Source organism: Thioalkalivibrio sp. ALMg13-2 (assembly GCF_000381185.1).
In the GTDB taxonomy this organism is placed as follows: Bacteria; Pseudomonadota; Gammaproteobacteria; order Ectothiorhodospirales; family Ectothiorhodospiraceae; genus Thioalkalivibrio; species Thioalkalivibrio versutus.
In genome coordinates this window covers 85,771-107,081 of record NZ_KB906107.1, presented here as the reverse complement: position 1 = coordinate 107,081, position 21,311 = coordinate 85,771, and the positions used below count along the sequence as shown (strand labels likewise).

Sequence of the window (21,311 nt, the reverse complement as noted above, 5' to 3'; positions counted from 1 at the left end):
AATATAGCCGAACCGTCATTCTCCCGGCAAACCGGGGCCGGTCAAGAAGGCACGACATCGACGCAGGTTAAGTCGTGGTGACCAAGCAGCGTGGGGATCAGTCGCGCACGGCGTTCTGGACCGAGCCGATGGAGCGGATCCAGGGTTCGTCGCGGCGCACGGCGGCGGGCAGGTCCTCCGCGGCGCGCTGGGCGGCGGCCCGGTCGGGGAAGACCCCGGCCAGGATGACCACGAATTCGCGGTTGTTGACGCGCGTCGGGATATAGCGGATTCCGCCCAGGTCGTGCTGATCGGCATAGGCCCGTGCGGCCCCCATGTTCGGCGCGGCCAGCAGCTGGATGGTCGTGGCGCCTCCGTCCTGGTCGTTCAGCCAGGCGCGGTCGTTGCGCAGGCGCTCGGCGTCGGCATCCTCAGCGGCCGGCTCTTCGGTGGCGGGTTCCGGCTCGGGCGTGGGCTCGGGTGCCGGTTCAGGCTCCGGCTCCGGAGTGGTTTCTGGCTCGGCCGGCGGTTCGGATGCGGGCGCCGTCTCCGCGGGTTCCGCCGCCGTCTCGGGTTCGGGCTCGTCCGCGGCCGGGTCCTGGGGGGCGGTCTCCCGCTCGGTCGGTTCGGCTTCGGCCGGAGGGGGCAGGTCCAGGGGGTCGGCCACGACGACCTCGTCGTCGGTGGTGGCTGCCGGCCCCTCGGGCGCGGGTTCCGGCTCGGCCTCGGTGATGCGCGGCTCGGGCAGGGGTAGTTCGATGATCTCGCTATCGGTCGGCGCGGATTCCGTCTCCAGCAGTTGCCAGGCGACCGGGGCGGCGATGCCCAGGGCCACGGTGATGGCTACCGCCGGGACGAACCAGCGCTGGTTCCAGAAGGCGACGTTCTCCGCCGCCGGCGGCTCCGGGATGCGGTGATCGGCGTCGATGCCGCCCGGCTCGGCCGGCTCGCCCGGCGGCGCCTCGGGAGCTGTCTCGCGCGGCGGGTCGGGTCGCGGAGTGGACGCGGCAAGAGCCTCGGCCGCCGGGGTGAAGCGGTCGTCGTCCGGGTCGCGGCTGGCGCGGATCGTCGTCTCCGGGGGCGTTTCGCTCGCCGGCTCGGCCTCGCGGGTGGAGGGGGTGATCGCGGGCTCCCCGTCTTGCGGTTCGATGTCGGTGTCTGTCTCGGCCGCCTCGCCCGCGGCCACCCCCGGGGCAGTGCTGCCGGCGGCTGTGGCTGCGGCGACGGTCCGGCGCTCGCTGCGGCACTGGCGTTCGAGGAGGCTGTTGGCTTCGCGGTTGAGGTTGCCGGGCAGGCCCTGACTGGTGGTCTGCAGATGATGGATGGCGTCTGCATCCAGCAGGCGATCGGGGTCGGCCAGGCCGGCGGCCTGCAGGCGGTGGCGCAGGTAGGCCGCGGTCTGCTCCAGGTTGAACGCGCGCAGGCTGACGCGAGTGACCTGATCCTCGTCGGAGGGGTCGGGCAGGTAAAGGCGGCGGCGCAGTAGCCCACTGGAACCGACCAGGATGATGCGCGGGGCGCGGCCCTGCCTGGCAAGGATCTCGCTGCGCATGCGCATCAGGTTGTTGACGATGTCGGTGCCGACCAGGTGCGCGTCATCCATCGCGATAACCGGGTCGACGCCTTCGGCGACGCGGTCGCCGAGGAGTTCGGTCAGTGGGCGGTCGGGATCGTCCGCGTTCTGCGAGCGCAGGTAATTGCGGATGGTGTTGTCCACCGACTCGAACTGGGTGTTGATGCGCGCACGGAAGGCGATCAGTTCGAACGGGTCGGGCAGCATCGCCAGCAGCCGCATCAGCTGGAGGCTGCGGCCGGAACCGTTCTCGCCGGTCATCAGCACGACTGCGCCGGGGCCGTTCAGGGCAGCCCGCGCGGACTCGAGCAGGCCATCTAGCAGCGGGTCGCTGTAGATGAAGGTCTCGTCGGGCGCGTCGTCAAACGGCGGCGCGTGCAGGCCGAGGTGTTCCAGGCATTGTTCGGAAAGCGCCATCGAATTCCTTTTCAGGTCAGCGTGCCCAGGTCGAACAGGCGGTGGTGTTCGCGGATGGCGTGGCGGTCGGTCATGCCGGCGATGTAGTCGGCGATGGCGCGTTGCGGCCCGTGCGCGTCGTGGGTGGCCATCTCGTCGGCATGCCGCTGGTAGTGCTCGGGCATCAGGCGTGGCTCCGACTCGAACGCGGCAAACAGATCGTGGATCAGCTGGCGGGCCTTGTGCATTACCCCGTGGACCTGGTGGTGATGGTAGAGGTTTTCGCGCAGGAAGCCCTTGAGCTCGCGCGCCTGTTCCGCCATCTGCGGGCTGAAGCGGATCAGTGACTCGCCGGCGCGGCGCACGTCGTCGGGGGTTTGCGGGCGCTGGTGGTCGATCGCGGCCTTGCTGGTCTCGATCAGGTCGCCGACCAGGGCGTCGATCATGCGCCGGACGGTCTCGTGCTGGATGCGACGGGGGTCCAGGTTCGGGTACCGGGCCTGGACCGTCTCGCGGCAGTCGCGGAACAGGGTGACCTCGGCGAGGCGGTCCATGGTGAGCAGCCCGGAGCGCAGGCCGTCATCGACGTCGTGATTGTTGTAGGCGATCTCGTCGGCGACGTTCGCGAGCTGGGCCTCGAGGCTCGGCTGTTCCTTCTGCAGGAAGCGCACCCCGATCTCGCCCAGTTGGCGCGCCTTCTCGGGTGCGCAGTGCTTGAGGATGCCCTCGCGGGTCTCGTAGGTGAGGTTGAGGCCGTCGAAGTCGGCGTAGTGGCGCTCCAGCAGGTCGACGATGCGCAGCGACTGCAGATTGTGCTCGAAGCCGCCATGCTCGCGCATGCAGGCATTCAGCGCGTGCTGTCCGGCATGCCCGAAGGGGGTGTGGCCGAGATCGTGCGCCAGCGCGACGGCCTCGGTCAGGTCCTCGTTCAGCTGCAGGGCGCGCGCGATGGAGCGCCCGATCTGCGCGACCTCCAGCGAGTGGGTCAGGCGGTTGCGGAACAGGTCGCCCTCGTGGCTGATGAAGACCTGGGTCTTGTACTCCAGCCGGCGAAAGGCGCTGGAATGCACGATGCGGTCGCGGTCGCGCTGGAAATCGCTGCGGTGACGCGGCGCGGCCTCGGCCTGGGCGCGGCCGCGCGAACGTGCGGGGTCGCAGGCGTAGGGCGCCAGGCCCGGTGCGGCCGCGCTGGGGGTGGCCATGGTTTCAGGCGACACGGGCATGCTCGTGCAGGGTGTTGTCCAGGGCGTCCTGATCGAACGCGTCGGTGAGGACGGCTTCGCCAATGCCGCGCAGCAGTACCAGGCGCAGGCGGCCGCTGGCCACCTTCTTGTCGATCGCCATCAGCTCGCGGAAGCGGTCCGGGGTCACCGCCCCCGGCGGTTCCAGGGCCAGGCCGGCGCGCTGGATCAGGGCCTCGGCGCGTTCACGACCAGCGGTATCCAGCCAGCCCATGCGTTCGGACATGCGTGCGGCCATGGCCATCCCGGTGCCCACGGCCTCGCCATGCAGCCAGGCGCCGTAGCCCATGCCGGCCTCGATCGCGTGGCCGAAGGTGTGGCCCAGGTTGAGCAGGGCGCGAATGCCGCCCTCGCGCTCGTCGGCGGCGACGATCTCGGCCTTGCAGGCGCAGGAGCGACGGATCGCGAAGGCCAGTGGCTCGGGTTCCAGTGCGCGCAGGGCGTCGATGTGTTCCTCCAGCCAGGCGAAGAACTCGGCGTCGCGGATCAGGCCGTACTTGATCACCTCGGCCAGGCCCGCCTGTAGCTCGCGCTGGGGCAGGGTCTTCAGCGTGTCGGTGTCGATGACGACGGCGCGTGGTTGATGGAAGGCGCCGATCATGTTCTTGCCCAGCGGGTGATTGACACCGGTCTTGCCGCCAACCGAGGAGTCGACCTGGGCGAGCAGGGTGGTTGGGACCTGAACGAAGTCGATACCGCGCTGGTAGATCGCGGCGGCAAACCCGGCGATATCCCCGACCACCCCGCCGCCCAGGGCGACGATGCGGCTGCCGCGATCCAGGCGCGCCTCCAGCAGCCGGGTCAGGATGGTCTCTACCGTCGCGAGGGTCTTGTGCTGTTCGCCGTCGGGCAGTTCGATCCATAGCGGGTCGCTGCTGATGTCGCAGGCGGCGAGGTTCCGGCGCAGGGCGTCGCCATACAGCGGCCCGACCGTGGTGTTGGTCACCACGGCGACGCGCCGGCCGTGCAGCGCCGGCCGGAGCCGCTCCGGTTCGCCCAGCATGCCCGGCCCGATGTGGATCGGGTAGCCGCGTTCGCCCAGTTCTACGTTGAGACTTTCCATGCCCGTCATCATAGCGTGCGGGCCGACGGCGGCGTAAGCCGGGCATTCCGCATGGTGCGGATCGCTTCACGGACTTTTGCAATTGGCGCCGGTTGGATTACCATAGGGAGTTCTGCATGGTCGCCCGGAGTGTTTGGCGGCCGGTTTTGTTATTTTTGATCGAGATGATCCTGCATCCGTTTCGGAGATTGTATGCCGCACGTACGAATTCGTGAGAACGAGCCCTTCGAGGTCGCCCTGCGCCGTTTCAAGCGCACCTGCGAGAAAGCCGGCGTGGTCGCGGAAGTCCGCCGCCGTGAGTACTACGAGAAGCCGACCACCGAGCGCAAGCGCAAGGCCGCTGCCGCGGTGAAGCGTCAGCTGAAGAAGAATTCCCGCGACATGACTCGTCGGGTGCGTTTGTACTGAACCCCGTCCGGGTGGCTGCCCGGACCCGAGGACCCAAAGATGTCGCTCAAGGCCCGGTTGCAGGATGACGTCAAGCAGGCCATGCGGGCCCGGGCCAAGGACCGCCTGGCTGCATTGCGCATGATTCAGGCCGAGGTATCGCAGTTCGAGGTGGACGAGCGGCGCGAGGCCGACGACGACACCGTGCTGGCGATCCTCAATCGCATGCTCAAGCAGCGGCGTGATTCCATCGATCAGTATCAGAAGGGCGGTCGCGAAGACCTCGCCGAGCGCGAGGCCGCCGAGGTCGTCATCATCGAGGAATACATGCCCGAGCCGCTGGACGCCGCCGCGCTGGACCAGTTGGTGAGCGAGGCGATTGCCGAGACCGGAGCCAGTGCCCCGGGTGACATGGGCCGCGTCATGGGGGTGCTGAAACCCCGGGTCTTCGGGCGTGCGGACATGGGCCAGGTGAGCCAGAAGGTCCGCGCCGCCCTGCAGGGCTGACTACGGGCCGGATCCCGGCCGAACTCCCCGGGCCCATCGCGGCCCCTATCCCGATTTCGTCGGAGCGAGTGTTCCATGGCTTCCAATCCGATGCAGTTCCTGGACCTCCCGCGCCAGGACCCCCAGAAGACTCCCGCCGAGATCCGGATCCACGAATTCGGCGAGATCATTGGTCAGTTCGATCCCGCCACGGCCGGTCAGCAGGCCGGCCGTTGCCTGGCCTGTGGCAATCCCTATTGCGAATGGAAGTGCCCGGTCCACAACTTCATCCCCAATTGGTTGAAGCTGGTGGAGGAAGGCAATCTGTTCGCGGCCGCCGAGCTTTCGCACAAGACCAACTCGTTGCCCGAAGTCTGTGGCCGCGTATGCCCGCAGGATCGTCTGTGCGAGGGGGCCTGCACCCTGAACGACGGCTTCGGCGCGGTCACCATCGGCTCGGTCGAGAAGTACATCACCGACGAGGCCCTGAAGGCCGGCTGGCGCCCGGATCTGTCGGATGTCACCCCGACCGGCAAGCGTGTCGCGGTGATCGGCGCCGGGCCCGCGGGATTGGGCTGCGCGGACATCCTGGCGCGCAATGGCGTGCAGGCGGTGGTGTATGACCGCTATCCGGAGATCGGCGGCCTGCTGACCTTCGGCATCCCGCCGTTCAAGCTGGAAAAGCACGTGATCCGCACTCGCCGCGAGATCCTCGAGGGCATGGGCGTCGAATTCCGTCTGAATATCGAGATCGGCCGCGACATCGCGATGGATGCGCTGCTGGAGGAATACGACGCCGTGTTCCTCGGCATGGGCACCTACACCGCGATGCAGGGCGGCTTCCCCGGTGAGGACCTGCCGGGCGTTTATCCCGCCCTGCCGTTCCTGATCTCCAATATCCGCCAGGTGATGAACTGGCCGCAGGAAGAAGGCCACGAGTTCATCGACATGGCCGACCAGCGGGTGGTCGTGCTGGGTGGCGGCGACACCGCGATGGACTGCAACCGCACCTCGATCCGCCAGGGCGCGGCATCGGTGACCTGCGCCTACCGCCGCGACGAAGACAACATGCCCGGTTCGCGCAAGGAAGTGGTGCATGCGCGCGAAGAGGGCGTGCATTTCGAGTTCAACGTGCAGCCGGTGGAGATCGTCGGCGACGGCAAGGTCGAGGGCGTGAAGGTCGTGCGTACCCAGATGGGCGCCCCGGACGAACGGGGCCGCCGCCGTCCCGAGCCGGTCCCCGGCTCCGAACACGTAATCCCGGCCGACCGGGTGCTGATCGCCTTTGGCTTCCGTCCGTCTCCCTCCGACTGGTTTGCCGACTACAAGATCGGCATCGACGAGGGCGGCCGCGTGCAGACCGCGGGCGAGCATGCCTTCCAGACCGGCAACCCGAAGGTCTTTGCGGGCGGCGACATGGTGCGCGGCTCCGATCTGGTGGTCACCGCCGTCTTCGAGGGCCGCGAGGCCGCCGAAGGCATCCTTGAATACCTCGGCGTTTGAGCCTTTCGATGTCCCAGAACCTGAAGAACGACCTCCTGCTGCGAGCCCAGCTGCGCGAACCGGTGGAGCGTCCGCCGATCTGGATCATGCGCCAGGCCGGGCGCTACCTGCCGGAGTATCGCGAGACCCGCGCCCAGGCCGGCAGCTTCATGAGCCTGTGCCAGAACCCGGAGCTGGCCTGCGAAGTCACCATGCAGCCACTGCGCCGATTTCCTCTCGATGCGGCGATCCTGTTCTCCGACATCCTCACCATCCCCGACGCGATGGGGCTGGGTCTGTATTTCGAGACGGGCGAGGGCCCACGTTTCCGCGAGCCGGTGCGTACGCTGGAGGCGATCGAGAACCTGCCGGTGCCGGACCCGGAGCAGGAGCTACGCTACGTGATGGACGCGGTGCGCCTGATCCGCCGCGAGTTGGACGGCCAGGTCCCGCTGATTGGTTTTGCCGGCAGCCCATGGACCCTGGCGACCTACATGGTCGAGGGCCAGGGCTCGCGCGACTTCGCCGAGACCAAGCGTCTGATGTACGGCGAGCCGCAGGCGATGCACGCCCTGCTGCAAAAGGTCGCCACTGCGGTGACCGATTATCTGAACGCGCAGATCCGCGCCGGCGCCCAGTCGGTGATGATCTTCGACACCTGGGGTGGTTCGCTTACTCCGCGGGCCTATCGCGAGTTCTCGCTGGCCTACATGCAGCGCATCGTCGACGGGCTGATCCGTGAAAACGATGGCCGCCGCGTCCCGGTGACGCTGTTCACCAAGGGTGGCGGGGCCTGGCTGGAAATGATGGCGGATACCGGGGCGGATGCCCTGGGGCTGGACTGGACCATCGAGATCGCCGAGGCCAGCCGGCGGGTCGGCGATCGCGTTGCGCTGCAGGGCAACCTCGATCCGTCGGTGCTCTACGCACCCGAGGCGGTAGTCCGCGAAGAGACCCGGCGGGTGCTGGATGGTTTCGACCGCGACACGGGTCATGTCTTCAATCTTGGCCACGGCATTCATCCGGGGATCGATCCGGAGCGGGTCGCCGCGATGGTGGACACCGTCACCAACTACCGACGCTAGTCCGCCCGGCGCGAGCGCACGGCCCGGTTATTATTCCGCCGTGGCCGCCGCCTCTTCGGCGCCGGCCTCCGCCAGCATCCTCTCCACGTCCGCGCGGGCTGCGCGTTGCATCGGGCGCCCGTCCACCGGCGACGGTGGCGCCTGGCGCAGGCCGTCCAGCGGGAAGACCGTGAGCTCAACATCGGTGTCGTCCGGTCCGCGGAAGGCGAGGAAGGGGATGCGCTGTTCGCGCCCCTGCCGGCTGCGGTAACGGCGCTCGCCGGTCTCGCAGTGAATCCCCCGATCCCCCATCTCCAGGATGACCTCTTCCACTGTCTCGGCGAAGGCATGCAGATTGATCAGCGGTTGCGATTCCACTAGCCCTTGCAGGAGCGGGCCGACCAGCCGCGGTTCCAGGTGCCCCAGGCGTTCCATCACGACCAGCGCCGCTTCCAGGCGGCCGCGGTAGGCGGCGCGGCTGGCGGGGCTGGCAAACAGCCGGCTGCGTTCGATGGCGGCGTCCTGGATCTCCAGGTTGCCGGGCATGTCGTGTCGGGCGTCCACGCCCAGGTGTTCCGCGGCTTTCCGCTTGGCCAGGCCGAAGTCCCGGATGCCGTCGTCGAGCATGATGCGAGCGGCTTCCTGGGCCAGCTCCTGGCGCGCGCGCGAGGGGCTGGCCATTTAAAAGACCAGTTCGGGTTGCTGGTTTCCGCTGCTGCCGTTCTCGCCGTTCCCCGGAATGACGTGTCCGCGTTCCGGGACCTGGTGGGGTAGCAGCCACTGGTTGCGCGCACCCGGGGCGTCGTCGCTGGGGGCCCGCTGGCCGTTCGGCAGGATGGCGACTCGCACCAGGTCGTTGGGGCGCTCCACCGGCCGTTCCGGCTGGTCGGCCAGCACGCTGCCCATGAATCGGGTCCAGATTGGCAGGGCCGCGCGACCGCCGCTTTCGCGTCGGCCCAGCTCGCGGTTGTCGTCGAAGCCGATCCAGGCCGTTGCGACCAGCTCCGCGTTGAACCCGGCGAACCAGGCATCGCGGTAGTCATTGGTGGTGCCGGTCTTGCCGGCCAGGTCGGACCGGCCCAGTTCCATGGCCCGCCGGCCGGTGCCGGATGTGATGACGCTGCGCAGCATGTCGCTCATCTGCCAGGCGACACCGGGATCCAGGACCGGTACCGGATCGGTGTACTGCAGCGGGCCACTGCTGGCGACCAGCGGCAGATCCTGGCCCTTCGGGTTTGTGCAGGGTGCGGGGCACGCTCGTTCGGTCGGTGCCTCGTACAGGGTCTCGCCATCCGCCGTCTCGATGCGCGCGATGATCCAGGGGCTGTTCAGGCGGCCGCCGCTGGCGAACACGCCATAGGCATTGTTCAGCTGCAGCGGGGTGAGGGAGCCGGTACCCAGGACCATGGACAGGTTGTTCGGCTGCCTTTCGAGGTCCAGACCGAAGCGCGTCAGTTCCTGGTGCACGTTTCCGGTGCCCAGGCGGTCGAGTAGGCGAATGGAGGCCAGGTTGCGGGAATTCGCGAGTGCCTCGCGCAGGGTGGTCTCGCCGTGGAAGCGCCGCGAGTAGTTCTGCGGGCGCCATTCGGCCCCCAGGGCGGGGTCGTTGAAGACCATCGGCGCGTCGATCACGGTCCCTTCGGGCCGGTGGCCCTCGCGCAGGGCCAGGGCATAGACCAGCGGCTTGAACGCGGATCCGGGCTGGCGTTGTGCCTGGGTCGTGCGGTCGTAGCGGTTTTCAAAGAAGTCGAACCCGCCGGCCAGTGCCAGGATGGCGCCGTCCTGAGGGGCCTGGGCGATCACGGCGCCGGTGACTTCCGGCTTTTGCGCCAGGCGCCAGCGGCCGTCGGTATAGGGACGTATACGGATCACGTCGCCGCGTTCGAGCGCCGGAGATCCGGCCCATTCGCGGTCTTCCCGCAGGACTTCCAGTTCGCCAATGCGGCCGCCGTCGACGCGCAGTACCCCGGCTTCGCCCTGCCCCAGGACGACGGCCGGGAACAGCAGCCTTCCGTGCACCCCAATGGCCATCAGCGCGCGCTCGCGTGCCTCGGCGTCCTCCAGGGTATTGTCGGGAAGCCGCATTTCGGGACCCCGAAAACCGTGACGCTCGTCATATTCCAGCAATCCTTCGCGCAGCGCCTGGTTGGCCGCTTCCTGCTGGCGGGAGTCGATCGTCGTGTGCACCTGCAGGCCGCGACGGTAGGCGTCGTCACCCCACAGGTTCACCACCATCTGGCGCGCCATTTCGGCGACCCAGTGGGCATCAATCTCGGTGGCTGTGGTGTGGCGTTCCGACAGCACCGGGCGCTCGATGGCGGAGGCATAGGCATCCTCGTCGATCACCCCGGTCTCCAGCATCCGCCGCAGTACGTAGTTACGGCGGATCTCGGCCCGTTGCGGGTTACTTACCGGGTTGGTGGTCGATGGCGCCTTGGGCAGGGCGGCGAGCGTGGCGATCTCGTCCAGTTCCAGCGCATCCAGCGAGCGGCCGAAATATACCCGCGAGGCGGCCTCGATCCCGTAGGCGCGCTGTCCCAGATAGATCTTGTTCAAATATAGCTCGAGGATCTCGTCCTTCTCGAGTTCCTGTTCCAGGCGGATGGCCAGGAAGATCTCGCGCAGCTTGCGTTCGTAGGTCCGCTCGCGCGTCAGGAAGATATTGCGCGCGAGCTGCATGGTGATGGTGCTGCCGCCCTGGCTGCGCTCGCCGCCGGTGGAGATCACATTCAGTCCGGCGCGGGCAAGACCCATGACATCCACACCCGGATGGTCATAGAAGCGCTCGTCTTCCGCCGCAATAAAGGCATCGCGGACTTGCTGCGGGATCGCGTCAATCGGCACGGGAATGCGTCGTTCTTCCGCGAACTCACCCATAAGGCGGCCATCCGCACTGCGGACCTGCAGTGGAGTCTGCAGACGCACATCGCGCACGGCGTCGGCCTCCGGGAGGCTCGGCGCGTAGTAAACATAGAGAGCGGCCGCCGCGATGGACAGGCCGATTCCGGCTGCCAGCATCAGGGCCAGCAGCGCCGTAATAATCTTAAGGAGCGGATTCATGACAGCAAAAAAAGTGAGGCCAAGATGAGAAGTCGCTTTCAAAGCGACTTGCAACCCTGAAGTCGCGGTGTATATTGTGAACCAGCTAGCATACGTGATTGTAACGCTACCAGTTACTTTCGTCGGGGTATACAGGGGGATGTGTGCTGAGTCTCGGAAAATCCAAACAAGGGGTCCTGGGCGTGGATATCAGCTCGGCAGCCGTCAAGGTGCTGGAGCTGACGCGACAGGGTAAGGGCTTTCGGGTCGAGGCCTTCGCGGTCGAACCGCTGCCCGATGGGGTGATGGTCGACAAGGTCTGTCAGGACACCGAGGCCGTGGGTAATGCCCTCGCCCGGGCGGTCAAGCGCTCCGGCACTCGCCTCAAGCACTGCGCGATGGCTGTGCCGTCCTCCGCCGTGATCACCAAGACCATCCAGATGTCGGCCGCGCTGGGCGATGCGGAGCTCGAGGGCCAGGTCTTCGTGGAGGCGGATCAGTACATCCCCTACACGCTTGAAGAGGTCAACCTGGATTTCCAGGTCCTCGGCAAGAACGAGAAGAACCCCGAGATGGTCGATGTCCTGGTGGTCGCTTCGCGCCGCGAGAACGTGGACTCGCGCGTGGCCATTGCCGAGGCCGCCAAGTTGACCCCCGAGCTGATCGACGTCGAGGCATACGCGATCGAGCATACCGCCGAGCGCCTGATGGAGCAGGTCCCCGACCGCGAGAGCAAGCCGATCGTGGCGGTCGTGGATGTCGGCTCTTCGGTGACCGCCGTGTATGTCGTCAGTCAGGACGAGGGCGTGGTGTACACTCGCGAGCAGAATTTCGGCGGCCGCATGCTCACCGAGGAGATCATGCGGCGCTACAGCATGAACTATCAGGAGGCCGGCTCCGCCAAGATGAGTGGCGACCTGCCGACCGACTACGCAAGCTCCATCCTCGAGCCCTTCAAGCAGACCATGGTCGACCAGATCCAGCGGCTTCTGCAGTACTTCTACGTGACCCGCCCGCAGGACACCATCGATCACATCCTCCTGGGGGGCGGCTGTGCGGCCATCCCGGGCGTGGACGAACTGCTCGAGGAGGCCGCCGGCACGCCGGTATCGATCGCGAACCCGTTCCGCGGGATGGCGTTGGCCAAAAGGGTCAACCAGGAACGTTTTGCCAATGATGCCCCGGCGCTGATGACGGCCTGTGGCCTGGCCGTGCGGGGGTATGCGTCATGATTTATATCAACCTCCTTCCCTGGCGCGAGAAGGCACGCGAACAGCGGCGCAAGCAGTTCTTCGCCGCGGTTGGTGGCGCCGCGGTGGTCGGCGTCCTGCTTGCCTTCGTTGGCTACAGTTTTATCGGCGCGTTGATCGACCACCAGCAGTCGCGCAACCAGATGCTGGAAAGCGAGATCCGCGAACTGGATCGTCAGATCGCCCGGATTCGCGATCTCGACGAACAGCGCGAGGCCCTTATCGCCCGAATGGAAGTCATCCAGACCCTGCAGGCGCAGCGGCCCGAGGCCGTGCATCTCTTCGATCAGCTGGTCGAGACCCTGCCCGATGGTACCTACCTCAGCGAGGTCCGCCAGGAAGGCGAGAATGTGCGCCTGGTCGGGCGCTCCGAGTCCAACACCCGGATCTCCGCGCTGATGCGCCGGATCGATGGGTCGCCCTGGCTGGGTAGCTCCAACCTGCAGATTATCGAGACCCGCGAGGAGGGTCGCCTCCAGGTGCGTGACTTCCGTCTGGATGCCACGCAGACCCGGCCGGATGCCGAAGAGGGGGATTCCTGATGGATCTCAATGAACTCAAGCAGGTCGACTTCAACAACATCGGGGAAGCCTCCTGGGGCGTGAAGGGCCTGATCCTGGTCGTGATTGTCCTGGCCATCCTCGGCCTGTCCTATTACCTCTTCATCGGCGATCAGCGGACAGAGCTGGAGCGCGCGGAGAGCCGCGAACTGCAGCTGCGCGACGAGTTCGAGGACAAGCAGCAGCGGGCTGCCAACCTCCAGGCCTATGAGGACCAGCTGGAGGAGATGGAGCGCATGTTCGCCTCGCTGCTCGAGTTGTTGCCCAGCAGCGCCGAGATCCCCAGCCTGCTGGTCGATGTCTCGCAGACAGGGTTGCAGGCGGGTCTCGAGATCGAGCTGTTCGAGCCGCGCGGCGAGAACCGCCGCGACTTCTACGCCGAGGTCCCGATCCGTCTGCGCGTCCGGGGCGATTACGAGGATCTCGCGGAGTTCGTCAGCGGTGTCTCGGCCCTGCCGCGCGTGGTCACCATGCACAACATGCATATCCGTCCGGGCGCTTCCGACAACGACCTGCTGATGGATGCGGTCGCCCGCACCTATCGCTACCTGGAGGAGAACTGATGAGGCATTCTTCCATGCGATCGGTATGGCCGGGACTGGCCATGGTCCTGACGGGCGGGATCCTGCTGTCGGGCTGTACTCAGGACAACCGTGATCTCGAGCAGTACATCGCCGAGGTCAAGGAGCGCCCGGGGAGCGGGATCGAGCCGATCCCCACCCTGGAGCCGCACGAGCCCTATCTCTATCCGGGGCATACCCGGTCGCCTTTCGACTCGTCGGTGATCGCCCAGCCGGAGCTCGCCGCGGCCGAGGGGCAGCCAGGAGACGCCGAGATTGATCCTGACCGCCCGCGCGAGTTCCTCGAGGGCTTTCCGCTGGATTCGCTGCGGATGGTCGGGTCGCTGGAGCAGCATGGTGTGCGCTACGCCCTGGTCCGGACCCCGGATCGAGGGGTTCAGCGCGTCACTGCGGGCAACTATATGGGCCAGAACCACGGGGAGATCATCGAGATCACGCCGACCCAGATCCGGCTGGTCGAGATCGTGCCGGATGCCTTCGGCGGTCATGTGGAACGTGAAAACTCGGTGGCGCTGACCGACTAGCGGTTGGGGGGGAAGAAAATGATGACGAGCATTCGCCGCAAGGTCGGCACAACCAACAGGGGATTCAACATGGGTTCTTCCATGCGCGCTTTCGCAGGCACGGTCGTTGCGGGCCTGCTGTTCATGGTGTCCCAGGGGGTGGCTGCCACCGAACTGGAAGAGATCCGGGCCGGCAGTCTGAGCGGTGACCGGGTGCAGGTGAACCTGCGCTTCTCGGAGACGCCGCCCTCCGATATTCGCGCCTTTGCGATTGATTCACCGCCGCGCATCGCGTTGGATCTGCCCAATGTCGGCAATGCATTGCCGCGGCGCGAGACGGACCTGAATGTGGGCCCGGTGCTGCGGGCGAGCACGGTCGAGGCGGGCAACCGCACCCGCGTGGTGCTGAACCTGACTCAGGCCTCCGAGTACCAGACTCGAGTCGAGGGCAATAATCTCATCCTTACGCTGGGCCGCGGGGTTTCCGAGGCGGATGCACGCACCCAGCAGGTCGTGGATCGTGCGGGTGAACCCGCCGCCACGACCCGCAGCGCCCGTCCCATGGAGATCACGGGTATCGATTTCCGGCGGGGCAGCGAGGGCGAAGGTCGCGTCGAGGTGGATCTCTCCCGCTCTGGTGCCGAGATTAACGTTCGCGAGCAGGCCGGCCGCATCGAGATGACCTTCCCGCGCGCGATGGTCGACGAGTCGCTGGAACGTCGCCTCGACGTGGTCGATTTCGCCACCCCGGTGCATACCATCGACACCGTCGCCGAACGCAATCGTGTACGCATGGAGATCGAGGCGCGCGGCGAGTACGAGATCATTTCCTACCAGAGTGATCGCCAGTTCGTCCTCGAGGTCGCCCCGATTTCCGAGGCCGAACGCCAGGCGCGCGCACGGGAGGAAGAGGAGTACGCCGGCGAGCGCCTGTCCCTGAATTTCCAGGACATCGAGGTGCGCTCCGTTCTGCAGTTGCTGGCGGATTTCACCGATCTGAACATCGTGGTGAGTGACACGGTGGGTGGCAACATCACCCTGCGCCTGAACAACGTCCCCTGGGACCAGGCGCTGGATATCATCCTGCGTGCCCGCGGGCTCGACAAGCGAATGGACGGCAATGTCCTGTACGTCGCCCCCAGCGAGGAGATCGCGGCGCGTGAACGCCTGGAGATGGAAGCCGAGCGTGACCGCCAGGAGCTGGAGCCCCTGCGCACGGAGTTCGTGCAGATCAATTTCGCCCAGGCCGAGCAGATCGCGTCCCTGATTCGGGGCGGTGATGGAGGCGAATTCCTCTCGGAGCGTGGCAGCATCACCATCGACACGCGCACCAACACCCTCCTGGTGCAGGATACCCAGAGCCGGATCGAGGACGTCCGTCGCCTGGTCTCCACACTGGATGTCCCGGTGCAGCAGGTCCTGATCGAGACCCGCATTGTGATCGCTGAAGATACCTTCAACCGTGAGCTGGGTGCGCGTTTTGGCATTAGTGCGACCCGGGGGAGCGATCGACGTACCTCAGCGGGCCTGTCCGGATCGCTGGAGGGCTCCGACAGTGCACTGGGTACCAGCCCCGGAGATATGGGTGGCCTTGCCATTGGCGATCGGCTGAACAGCTCGCTGCCGGCCGGTGGCAATGCCGGGCAGGCAGGGCTGAGCATCCTGCGCAGTGGCGTGTTGCTCGACCTGGAACTGTCCGCGCTGCAGGTGGAAGGTCGCGGCGAGATCATCTCCAGCCCGCGTGTGATCACCGCCAATGGCCAGACGGCGACGATCAAGCAGGGTGAAGAGATCCCGTTCCAGGAAGCCACTGCATCCGGCGCGACTTCGACCCAGTTCATCGAGGCCGTACTGTCGACGGAAGTGACGCCGCAGATCACGCCGAACGGCAACGTGATCCTCGACATCAAGGTGACAAAGGACGAGCCCAGCCAGCGTGTGATCCTTGGGGTGCCGGGGATCAACAAGCGCGAGGTGGAGACCCAGGTCTTCGTGGGCAACGGCGAGACCGTGGTCCTGGGCGGTGTGTACGAGATCGACAGCCGCACCAACCTCGAGAAGGTGCCGTTCTTCGGGGATATTCCGTTCCTCGGAAACCTGTTCCGCAATCGCTCCACGGAGAATACCAAAGCGGAATTGTTGATCTTTGTGACGCCGCGCGTACTCGACTGAGCGCAAGGTGTAGCGTAGGGGATTGCCCCCCGATGGGTTCGATCTCGAAAGCCGGGGCTTGTCCCCGGCTTTTCTTTGGGGGGCCCAGCCAGTAGCCTTGGCGCCCATGCAGAACATCGTACTGGTAGGCCCGATGGGGGCCGGCAAGAGCACAATCGGGCGCGGCCTAGCGGGGCTGCTGCGTCGGCCGTTCTTCGATACCGATCAGGAGATCCAGCGGCGTACCGGCGTGGATATCCCGACCATTTTCGAGTTCGAGGGCGAGGGTGGTTTTCGCAAGCGCGAGACGGCGATGCTGGAGTCGCTCCTGCAACAGGAGGGCGCGGTGATTGCCACCGGCGGGGGGATTGTCGAACGCCCGGAGAACCGGGAACAGCTGCGCGATCAGTTCGTGATCTACCTGCGGGTGCCGGTAGAGGAGCAGTTCCGGCGGACTCGCCGCAACCGCAAGCGCCCGCTGATCGCGGAGGCGGCGGACCCGAAGGCCCGCCTTCAGGAGTTGTTCGCGGTCCGCGATCCGCTCTATCAGGAGGTCGCGGACCTTACGCTGGAGGGCAAGGGGCGGCGGGTGCGCGATGCGGTCAAGGGGGTATGCGCGGCGCTGCAGGTGCAGCGCCCGGATCTTTGCCAGCCGCGCTCCGAAGGCTAGTTGGTAACCATTAAGCGCACGAAGACACCAAGCAAGGGCGCGAGTCATCCACAGTGGCTGGTTGCGGCCCCATGCGTGATTCTAATGGGGTCAACGGGCAGGGAGAGGAGCTGAGCCCCGCTAATTTTTCGAACGCCCGGTGTCGGTGGTCATGAGGTTTTCTTGAACCGTAGAGGACCCGGATCGCGAGCACCGTCAGGTTATTGAGGGGGCGGCCCGGATTCGCGGCGTTCGAAGATCCTTTTGCCACTTAAATCGCTTCCCCATGACTGATGTGCTCAGTGGTGCCTTCGCTTTGGACCTTCTTCCTTCGCGCGCTTCGTGGTCGATCCCATTGCTCGTCAGTGGCGGGTGTTGCCGCCGCCATCGGGGACAAACATGCCGTCCTGCGATGGCGGTGAGCGGCGCCCGTGCGACGCATGGTGAAACAGCAGGCGCCAGCCCGTGTCCAGCCAGCGCCAGGTCTGGCTGATCAGGATCGTCCCGGTGGGCGCGACGTCGCCCGGTCGCGTGATCGCCTCCTCGATGACCAGGCTGATGATCTCCCCGGTCTCGTGGCGCCCCACGATCTTCGGTTCGATCCCGATATTCAGTTCACGCGCGAAGACCAGTAGCCAGCTCTCCATCACCTCCGCCACGCCCCGGTGGGCGCGCGGGCTGCCCGGGTGGATGCAGACGATGTCGGGACGCTCGCCCCACAGGCGCATCATCTGTTCGATATCGGCGGCACGAAAGGCGGCGTAATACGCCTCGACGCAGCGATCGGCATCCGTCGCCATCAGTGCACGCCCCCGGTGGGCCATTCCGGCGTGGGTTCCGGGTCCGGGCTGGCGTGGTGGAGCACCATGCGCCAGCTTTCCCCATCGTGGCGGTAGCCATTGGTCGCCAGCATGACGCCGCGCCGTTCACCCTGGACATACAGGTTTTCGCGCAATACGTGGAGGACGAGGTCTTCGCCCGGGATGGCGGTCACCTGGGTCCGGTGTACGACCACCCCGCGCATCCCCGGCAGGATGTCGTCCCAGCTTTCCAGGATGATGTCCGTTCCCTGCAGGCGCTCGCCCCCTGGGTGGATGCAGACACACTCGGCACTGTCGTGCCAGATTTCGCGCATGCCTTGTGCATCGCCTGCCTGAAAGGCCGCGTAAAAGGCGGCTTCGGCGGATTCGGGAGAAGGGAACGTGGCCATACCGGTCGGGGCCTCCTGAGACAGAGGGGGTATTGTCGCAGGAGCATCCGCGGATGACGAATGTGCGAGATGACGTAATGGGCGCGACCCGCCAGAATGGCGCTCCTTCATCACGGGAGCCCGTATGGCACGTATCCTCGCGACTGGCATTGTCACGCTCGACCACACCCTCGATGTTGCAGCCTTCCCGGCCGAGGACGACGAGGTCCGGGCGCTCGCCAGCACCACCCAGCCCGGAGGCAACGCGACCAACACCGCAACGATCCTGGCGCAGTTCGGCCACCGCCCGGGCCTGGCCGCGGTCATCGCCGAGGGTGCGGCCGGGGATGCCTTGAGCGAGTCCCTGGAGGAGCGCGGACTGGATATTCGTCACTGCGTACGCCGGCCCGGAGCGACGCCGACCTCCCATATTCTTCGTTCCAGGGAGACGGGCAGTCGCACCATCGTCCATCATCGCGACCTGCCCGAACTCGGGGTGGAGGATCTCGCGGGCGTACCCTGGCCGGAATATGACTGGCTGCACTTCGAGGGGCGTAACCCGGAGGCCCTTGCGTCCATCCTGCGCGCGGTGCGCGAGAGCATCTTTGACCAGCCGGTGTCGCTGGAGCTGGAGAAGCCCCGGCCGGGGCTCGACGCATGCCTGGACTATGCCGATGTCCTGATGCTCTCGCGCGACTGGGCCGCGAGCGTGGCGGGCACTCCCGAGGCTGCGCTGCAGCAGCTTTCCGAGCGCTTTCCTGATCGCATCCTGACCGTGACCGCCGGGGGCGAAGGGGCCTGGATGGCCGTGCGGGGCGCGATCCACCATTGTGAAGCGACGCCCGGACTGCGGGTGGTCGACAGCGTGGGGGCAGGGGATACCTTCAATGCCGGGTTGATCCACGCGCTGGTCTCCGGGGAGCCCCCGGAGCAGGCTTTGACGGCCGCTGTGCGCCTGGCGGAGCGCAAGCTCGAGCAGGTCGGCCTGGACGGGCTGGGTAACGCGGCCTCCGACCCGGGAGCGTGGCCCGGATAGCCCCCGCAGGGGGATGGTGGTTGTTGACCGGTGCGGGCGGGACTCGGAGGTTCAGGCCTCTTCGCCGAAACGATCGGCAACCAACTCTGCGAGTGCATCCAGCGCCTCCGGCGCATCCTTGCCTTCGGCCTCGATGGTGATCTCGCTGCCCTGGGCGGCGGCCAGCATCATCACGCCCATGATGCTCTTGCCATTCACCTCCTGCTGGTTGCGGGAGACGGAGACGTCCGCGGCGAACTTGCTGGCCAGGCTGACGAACTTGGCCGCGGCGCGCGCGTGCATCCCCAGGCGATTAACGATGGGGACTACGCGCTGCGGCATCGCTGCACTCCTGATCGCAGAGGAGAATCCCGTCATGGCCGCCCGAAAGGGCCTTGTTGACCAGTTCGGTCAGGGGGAGGTGTTGATAGTTGAGCACGCGGATCAGCATCGGCAGGTTGGCGCCGGCGATCACGCGGGCATTTGCACCCCGGGCGACGCGAATTGCCACGTTGGAAGGCGTGGAGCCAAACATGTCGGTCAGAACGAGCACCCCCGAGCCGCTGTCGAGGGTCGCCAGGCGCTCGCGGGCGCGGGCCAGGACCTCGTCGGGGTCGTCGTTCTGGGACATCGCCATGGACTCGCAGTCCTCGGGCAGGCCCCCGAGCATGCTCTGCGCGGTCTGCAGCAGGGTATCGCCCAGGTTTTGATGCGTGATCAGAATGAGACCAACGCCCATGGATCTGCTCCGATTGCGGGTTCCAGAAGGCCCTCGTCCCGCGTCCAGTGGTTACTGTTTCCCCAGCTCGCGGTGACGGGTGCTAACAGTAACATGTTCCCGATCCCGCCACGCCTCCGCAAGCCGCTCCACCAGATACACCGAGCGGTGTTGCCCGCCGGTACAGCCGATGGAGACGGTTACGTAGCTGCGGTGATCGTCTAGCAGGCGCGGCAGCCACTGGGACAGGAATCCCTGGATGCTGTCGAACATGGCCGCGACCTCCGCGTGCCGCTCAAGGAACTCGCACACGGGCGGGTCGCGACCGGTCAGGGCGGCCAGATCGCTTTCGTAGTGCGGATTGGGCAAGCAGCGCACGTCGAACACGAAGTCGGAATCCAGAGGCGCGCCGTGTTTGAAGCCGAAAGACTGGAATTGCAGGGATAGCTCGTGTTCTCCGCGCTCGCCTATGCGGTCGCGCAGGGTGCGGGCCAGATCGTGCATCGACAGGCGCGAGGTGTCGACCGTCAGGTCGGCCTCCGCCGCCACATGGCCCAGCCACTCGCGCTCGCGGTCGATGGCCTCGACCAGTGGCACGCCGTCGCGCGCCAGCGGGTGGCGCCGGCGGGTCAGATGGTAGCGCCGCAGCAGCACCTCGCTGGCCGCCTGCAGGAACAGGACCTCCACCTGCACCCCGTCCGCCCGTAGTTGCGCCAGGAGACCGGAGAACCCTTCCAGGGCCTCCAGGCCGCTGCGCACATCCACGCCCACGGCCAGGTGGCGGTCGGTCTCGGTGTCGTAGTGGCCCTGCCGGACCTGATCGATCAGGTCCGGCAGCAGCGGCAGCGGGAGGTTGTCGACGCAGAAGTAGCCGGCATCCTCCAGGGTGTGCAGGGCCACGGTCTTGCCGGACCCGGACAGGCCACTGACGATTAGCAGGCGCATGGCCGATTCAGCCCTCCGGGTCCGGGTTGGGGACCGTAGTGGCGGGCACCGCGCGATGGTAGGGCGGCTCCTCCGTCTCGCCGCTCATCTGGCGGCGCTGGCGTGCGCGCAGGTCGTCGCCAGCGATATAGCCCTGCATGTGCAGCATGTGGTTGCGCACGGCCGCCTCGATCATGACCGCGATGTTGCGCCCCGGCGCGATCGGCAGGCTGATCAAGGGGACGCGCAGGCCGAGGATATCGATCTCGCCGCGGCGCCCGTTCAGCCGGTCATCGGGGACCGGCGAGGGTTCGCCATGATCGCGCAGGTCGATGATCAGGCGCAGGTACTTGCCGCCCTTGATCGCGGAATCGCCGTACATGGCGCGGATGTTGAGCACCCCAAGACCGCGCACCTCGAGCAGGTCCTGGAGCAGGGCCGGGCAGTGGCCGCGCACGATATCGGGCGCAATGCGCGCGAACTCGGGGGCATCGTCGGCGATCAGGCGATGCCCGCGCGAGATCAGTTCCAGTGCGACCTCGCTCTTGCCGACGCTGGAGGCGCCGCTGATCAGCACCCCGATCCCGAGGATCTCCATGAACACGCCGTGGCGCACCTCGAAATGAGCCAGGCGCTGCTGCAGGAAATAGCGCAGAAGCGAGATGATCTCGTGACTGCTGGTGCTGGAGCACAGGATCAGCGGCAGCGCCTCCTGCGGGGCGTCGGGCATCTCCGAGAACGGACAGGTGTCCTCGGCGAAGATCACCGCGGTGGTCCCAGTGCGGGCCATCTCCAGGATCAGGTCGTTGCACTGGGTGGCGCTGAGGCTGGAGATGTAGCGTGCCTCGAAGTCGCCGATGATCTGGATGCGGTTGGGCCGGATCAGGTTGAGATGGCCGGCCAGCGGCAAGTCGTCCCCGTCGTCGCCGACCAGCTTGCGGTCGGGTGCTGCATGTTCGCCGTGTACGAAGCGAAGATCCAGGCGGTTTCCCATGGCCTGGATCAGGCTTTCCACGTTGATGTCGCGGGCGATCCCGCCTTCTCCCAGCGCCTCGTTCATG

Annotated in this window: 22 protein-coding genes; 11 read left to right on the top strand and 11 right to left on the bottom strand. The window is 66.6% G+C overall.

What is annotated here, in order from left to right; all coding sequences use genetic code 11:
* Nucleotides 1-97: 97 nt before the first annotated feature.
* The 3 genes from F618_RS0107455 to aroB are packed head-to-tail and all read right to left on the bottom strand — an operon-like array spanning nucleotide 98 to nucleotide 4,264.
* Entirely contained in the window at nucleotides 98-1,969 is a 1,872-nt protein-coding gene (locus F618_RS0107455; protein ID WP_019568196.1) for an SPOR domain-containing protein, read from the bottom strand.
* An 11-nt stretch (nucleotides 1,970-1,980) separates the two neighbouring features.
* Complete coding sequence (locus tag F618_RS0107450; protein ID WP_019568195.1) at nucleotides 1,981-3,150, bottom strand: deoxyguanosinetriphosphate triphosphohydrolase; 1,170 nt, start codon at nucleotides 3,148-3,150, stop codon at nucleotides 1,981-1,983.
* 4 nt (nucleotides 3,151-3,154) lie between these two features.
* Nucleotides 3,155-4,264, bottom strand: a complete 1,110-nt coding sequence (aroB, locus tag F618_RS0107445) for a 3-dehydroquinate synthase (RefSeq protein ID WP_019568194.1) — start codon at nucleotides 4,262-4,264, stop codon at nucleotides 3,155-3,157.
* A 180-nt stretch (nucleotides 4,265-4,444) separates the two neighbouring features.
* Between aroB and rpsU the strand changes: the two genes are divergently transcribed.
* The 4 genes from rpsU (at nucleotide 4,445) to hemE (ending at nucleotide 7,692) form a co-directional block, all read left to right on the top strand.
* Nucleotides 4,445-4,660 carry a 30S ribosomal protein S21 gene (gene rpsU / locus F618_RS0107440; protein ID WP_018144550.1) on the top strand — a complete coding sequence of 72 codons (216 nt, stop codon included), beginning with the start codon at nucleotides 4,445-4,447 and terminating at the stop codon, nucleotides 4,658-4,660.
* Between the two features lie 39 nt (nucleotides 4,661-4,699).
* Nucleotides 4,700-5,146 carry a GatB/YqeY domain-containing protein gene (locus F618_RS0107435; protein WP_018176191.1) on the top strand — a complete coding sequence of 149 codons (447 nt, stop codon included), beginning with the start codon at nucleotides 4,700-4,702 and terminating at the stop codon, nucleotides 5,144-5,146.
* A 75-nt stretch (nucleotides 5,147-5,221) separates the two neighbouring features.
* Nucleotides 5,222-6,628, top strand: a complete 1,407-nt coding sequence (locus tag F618_RS0107430; RefSeq protein WP_018176190.1) for an FAD-dependent oxidoreductase — start codon at nucleotides 5,222-5,224, stop codon at nucleotides 6,626-6,628.
* An 8-nt stretch (nucleotides 6,629-6,636) separates the two neighbouring features.
* On the top strand, nucleotides 6,637-7,692 hold the full coding sequence (gene hemE, locus F618_RS0107425; RefSeq protein WP_019568193.1) for a uroporphyrinogen decarboxylase: 1,056 nt from the start codon (nucleotides 6,637-6,639) through the stop codon (nucleotides 7,690-7,692).
* A 30-nt stretch (nucleotides 7,693-7,722) separates the two neighbouring features.
* Here hemE and F618_RS0107420 read toward each other — a convergent pair whose 3' ends face one another.
* Nucleotides 7,723-8,352, bottom strand: a complete 630-nt coding sequence (locus F618_RS0107420) for a hypothetical protein (protein ID WP_019568192.1) — start codon at nucleotides 8,350-8,352, stop codon at nucleotides 7,723-7,725.
* A complete protein-coding gene (locus F618_RS0107415) occupies nucleotides 8,353-10,731 on the bottom strand; it encodes a penicillin-binding protein 1A (RefSeq protein WP_019568191.1) in 2,379 nt (792 codons plus the stop codon). It lies immediately after the preceding gene.
* 143 nt (nucleotides 10,732-10,874) lie between these two features.
* On the opposite strand from F618_RS0107415, the gene F618_RS0107410 reads away from it, so the two are divergent.
* From F618_RS0107410 to F618_RS0107385, 6 genes are all read left to right on the top strand, one after another.
* Nucleotides 10,875-11,942, top strand: a complete 1,068-nt coding sequence (locus F618_RS0107410; RefSeq protein WP_026313095.1) for a pilus assembly protein PilM — start codon at nucleotides 10,875-10,877, stop codon at nucleotides 11,940-11,942.
* Nucleotides 11,939-12,502, top strand: coding sequence for a PilN domain-containing protein (locus F618_RS0107405; protein WP_019568190.1), 564 nt, complete (start codon nucleotides 11,939-11,941; stop codon nucleotides 12,500-12,502). Before F618_RS0107410 ends, F618_RS0107405 begins: the two co-directional genes overlap by 4 nt.
* Entirely contained in the window at nucleotides 12,502-13,083 is a 582-nt protein-coding gene (locus F618_RS0107400) for a type 4a pilus biogenesis protein PilO (protein ID WP_018650535.1), read from the top strand. The genes F618_RS0107405 and F618_RS0107400 overlap by 1 nt, the downstream gene beginning before the upstream one ends.
* A gap of 14 nt (nucleotides 13,084-13,097) precedes the next feature.
* On the top strand, nucleotides 13,098-13,625 hold the full coding sequence (locus F618_RS0107395; protein ID WP_019568189.1) for a pilus assembly protein PilP: 528 nt from the start codon (nucleotides 13,098-13,100) through the stop codon (nucleotides 13,623-13,625).
* 18 nt (nucleotides 13,626-13,643) lie between these two features.
* Nucleotides 13,644-15,776 (top strand): type IV pilus secretin PilQ, encoded by a 2,133-nt coding sequence (pilQ, locus tag F618_RS0107390; RefSeq protein WP_026331184.1) that lies wholly within the window; start codon nucleotides 13,644-13,646, stop codon nucleotides 15,774-15,776.
* 106 nt (nucleotides 15,777-15,882) lie between these two features.
* Nucleotides 15,883-16,425 carry a shikimate kinase gene (locus tag F618_RS0107385; RefSeq protein WP_018144539.1) on the top strand — a complete coding sequence of 181 codons (543 nt, stop codon included), beginning with the start codon at nucleotides 15,883-15,885 and terminating at the stop codon, nucleotides 16,423-16,425.
* A gap of 341 nt (nucleotides 16,426-16,766) precedes the next feature.
* On the opposite strand, the gene F618_RS0107380 is transcribed toward F618_RS0107385, so the two are convergent.
* Together F618_RS0107380 and F618_RS0107375 are read right to left on the bottom strand one after the other, a co-directional pair.
* A complete protein-coding gene (locus tag F618_RS0107380) occupies nucleotides 16,767-17,228 on the bottom strand; it encodes a nuclear transport factor 2 family protein (protein WP_018168283.1) in 462 nt (153 codons plus the stop codon).
* Nucleotides 17,204-17,614: a nuclear transport factor 2 family protein gene (locus F618_RS0107375; RefSeq protein ID WP_018144537.1), complete on the bottom strand. Its 411-nt coding sequence runs from the start codon at nucleotides 17,612-17,614 to the stop codon at nucleotides 17,204-17,206. Before F618_RS0107375 ends, F618_RS0107380 begins: the two co-directional genes overlap by 25 nt.
* Nucleotides 17,615-17,738: 124 nt before the next feature.
* Between F618_RS0107375 and F618_RS0107370 the strand changes: the two genes are divergently transcribed.
* Nucleotides 17,739-18,629 (top strand): PfkB family carbohydrate kinase, encoded by an 891-nt coding sequence (locus F618_RS0107370; RefSeq protein WP_019568187.1) that lies wholly within the window; start codon nucleotides 17,739-17,741, stop codon nucleotides 18,627-18,629.
* Nucleotides 18,630-18,680: 51 nt separating this feature from the next.
* On the opposite strand, the gene F618_RS0107365 is transcribed toward F618_RS0107370, so the two are convergent.
* The 4 genes from F618_RS0107365 to hprK are packed head-to-tail and all read right to left on the bottom strand — an operon-like array spanning nucleotide 18,681 to nucleotide 21,310.
* Nucleotides 18,681-18,950 carry an HPr family phosphocarrier protein gene (locus F618_RS0107365; RefSeq protein WP_018144535.1) on the bottom strand — a complete coding sequence of 90 codons (270 nt, stop codon included), beginning with the start codon at nucleotides 18,948-18,950 and terminating at the stop codon, nucleotides 18,681-18,683.
* Complete coding sequence (locus F618_RS0107360; RefSeq protein ID WP_018168280.1) at nucleotides 18,922-19,347, bottom strand: PTS sugar transporter subunit IIA; 426 nt, start codon at nucleotides 19,345-19,347, stop codon at nucleotides 18,922-18,924. The genes F618_RS0107365 and F618_RS0107360 overlap by 29 nt, the downstream gene beginning before the upstream one ends.
* 51 nt (nucleotides 19,348-19,398) lie before the next feature.
* Nucleotides 19,399-20,271: an RNase adapter RapZ gene (gene rapZ / locus F618_RS0107355; RefSeq protein WP_019568186.1), complete on the bottom strand. Its 873-nt coding sequence runs from the start codon at nucleotides 20,269-20,271 to the stop codon at nucleotides 19,399-19,401.
* 7 nt (nucleotides 20,272-20,278) lie between these two features.
* Complete coding sequence (gene hprK / locus F618_RS0107350) at nucleotides 20,279-21,310, bottom strand: HPr(Ser) kinase/phosphatase (RefSeq protein ID WP_018144532.1); 1,032 nt, start codon at nucleotides 21,308-21,310, stop codon at nucleotides 20,279-20,281.
* Nucleotide 21,311: the final 1 nt, after the last annotated feature.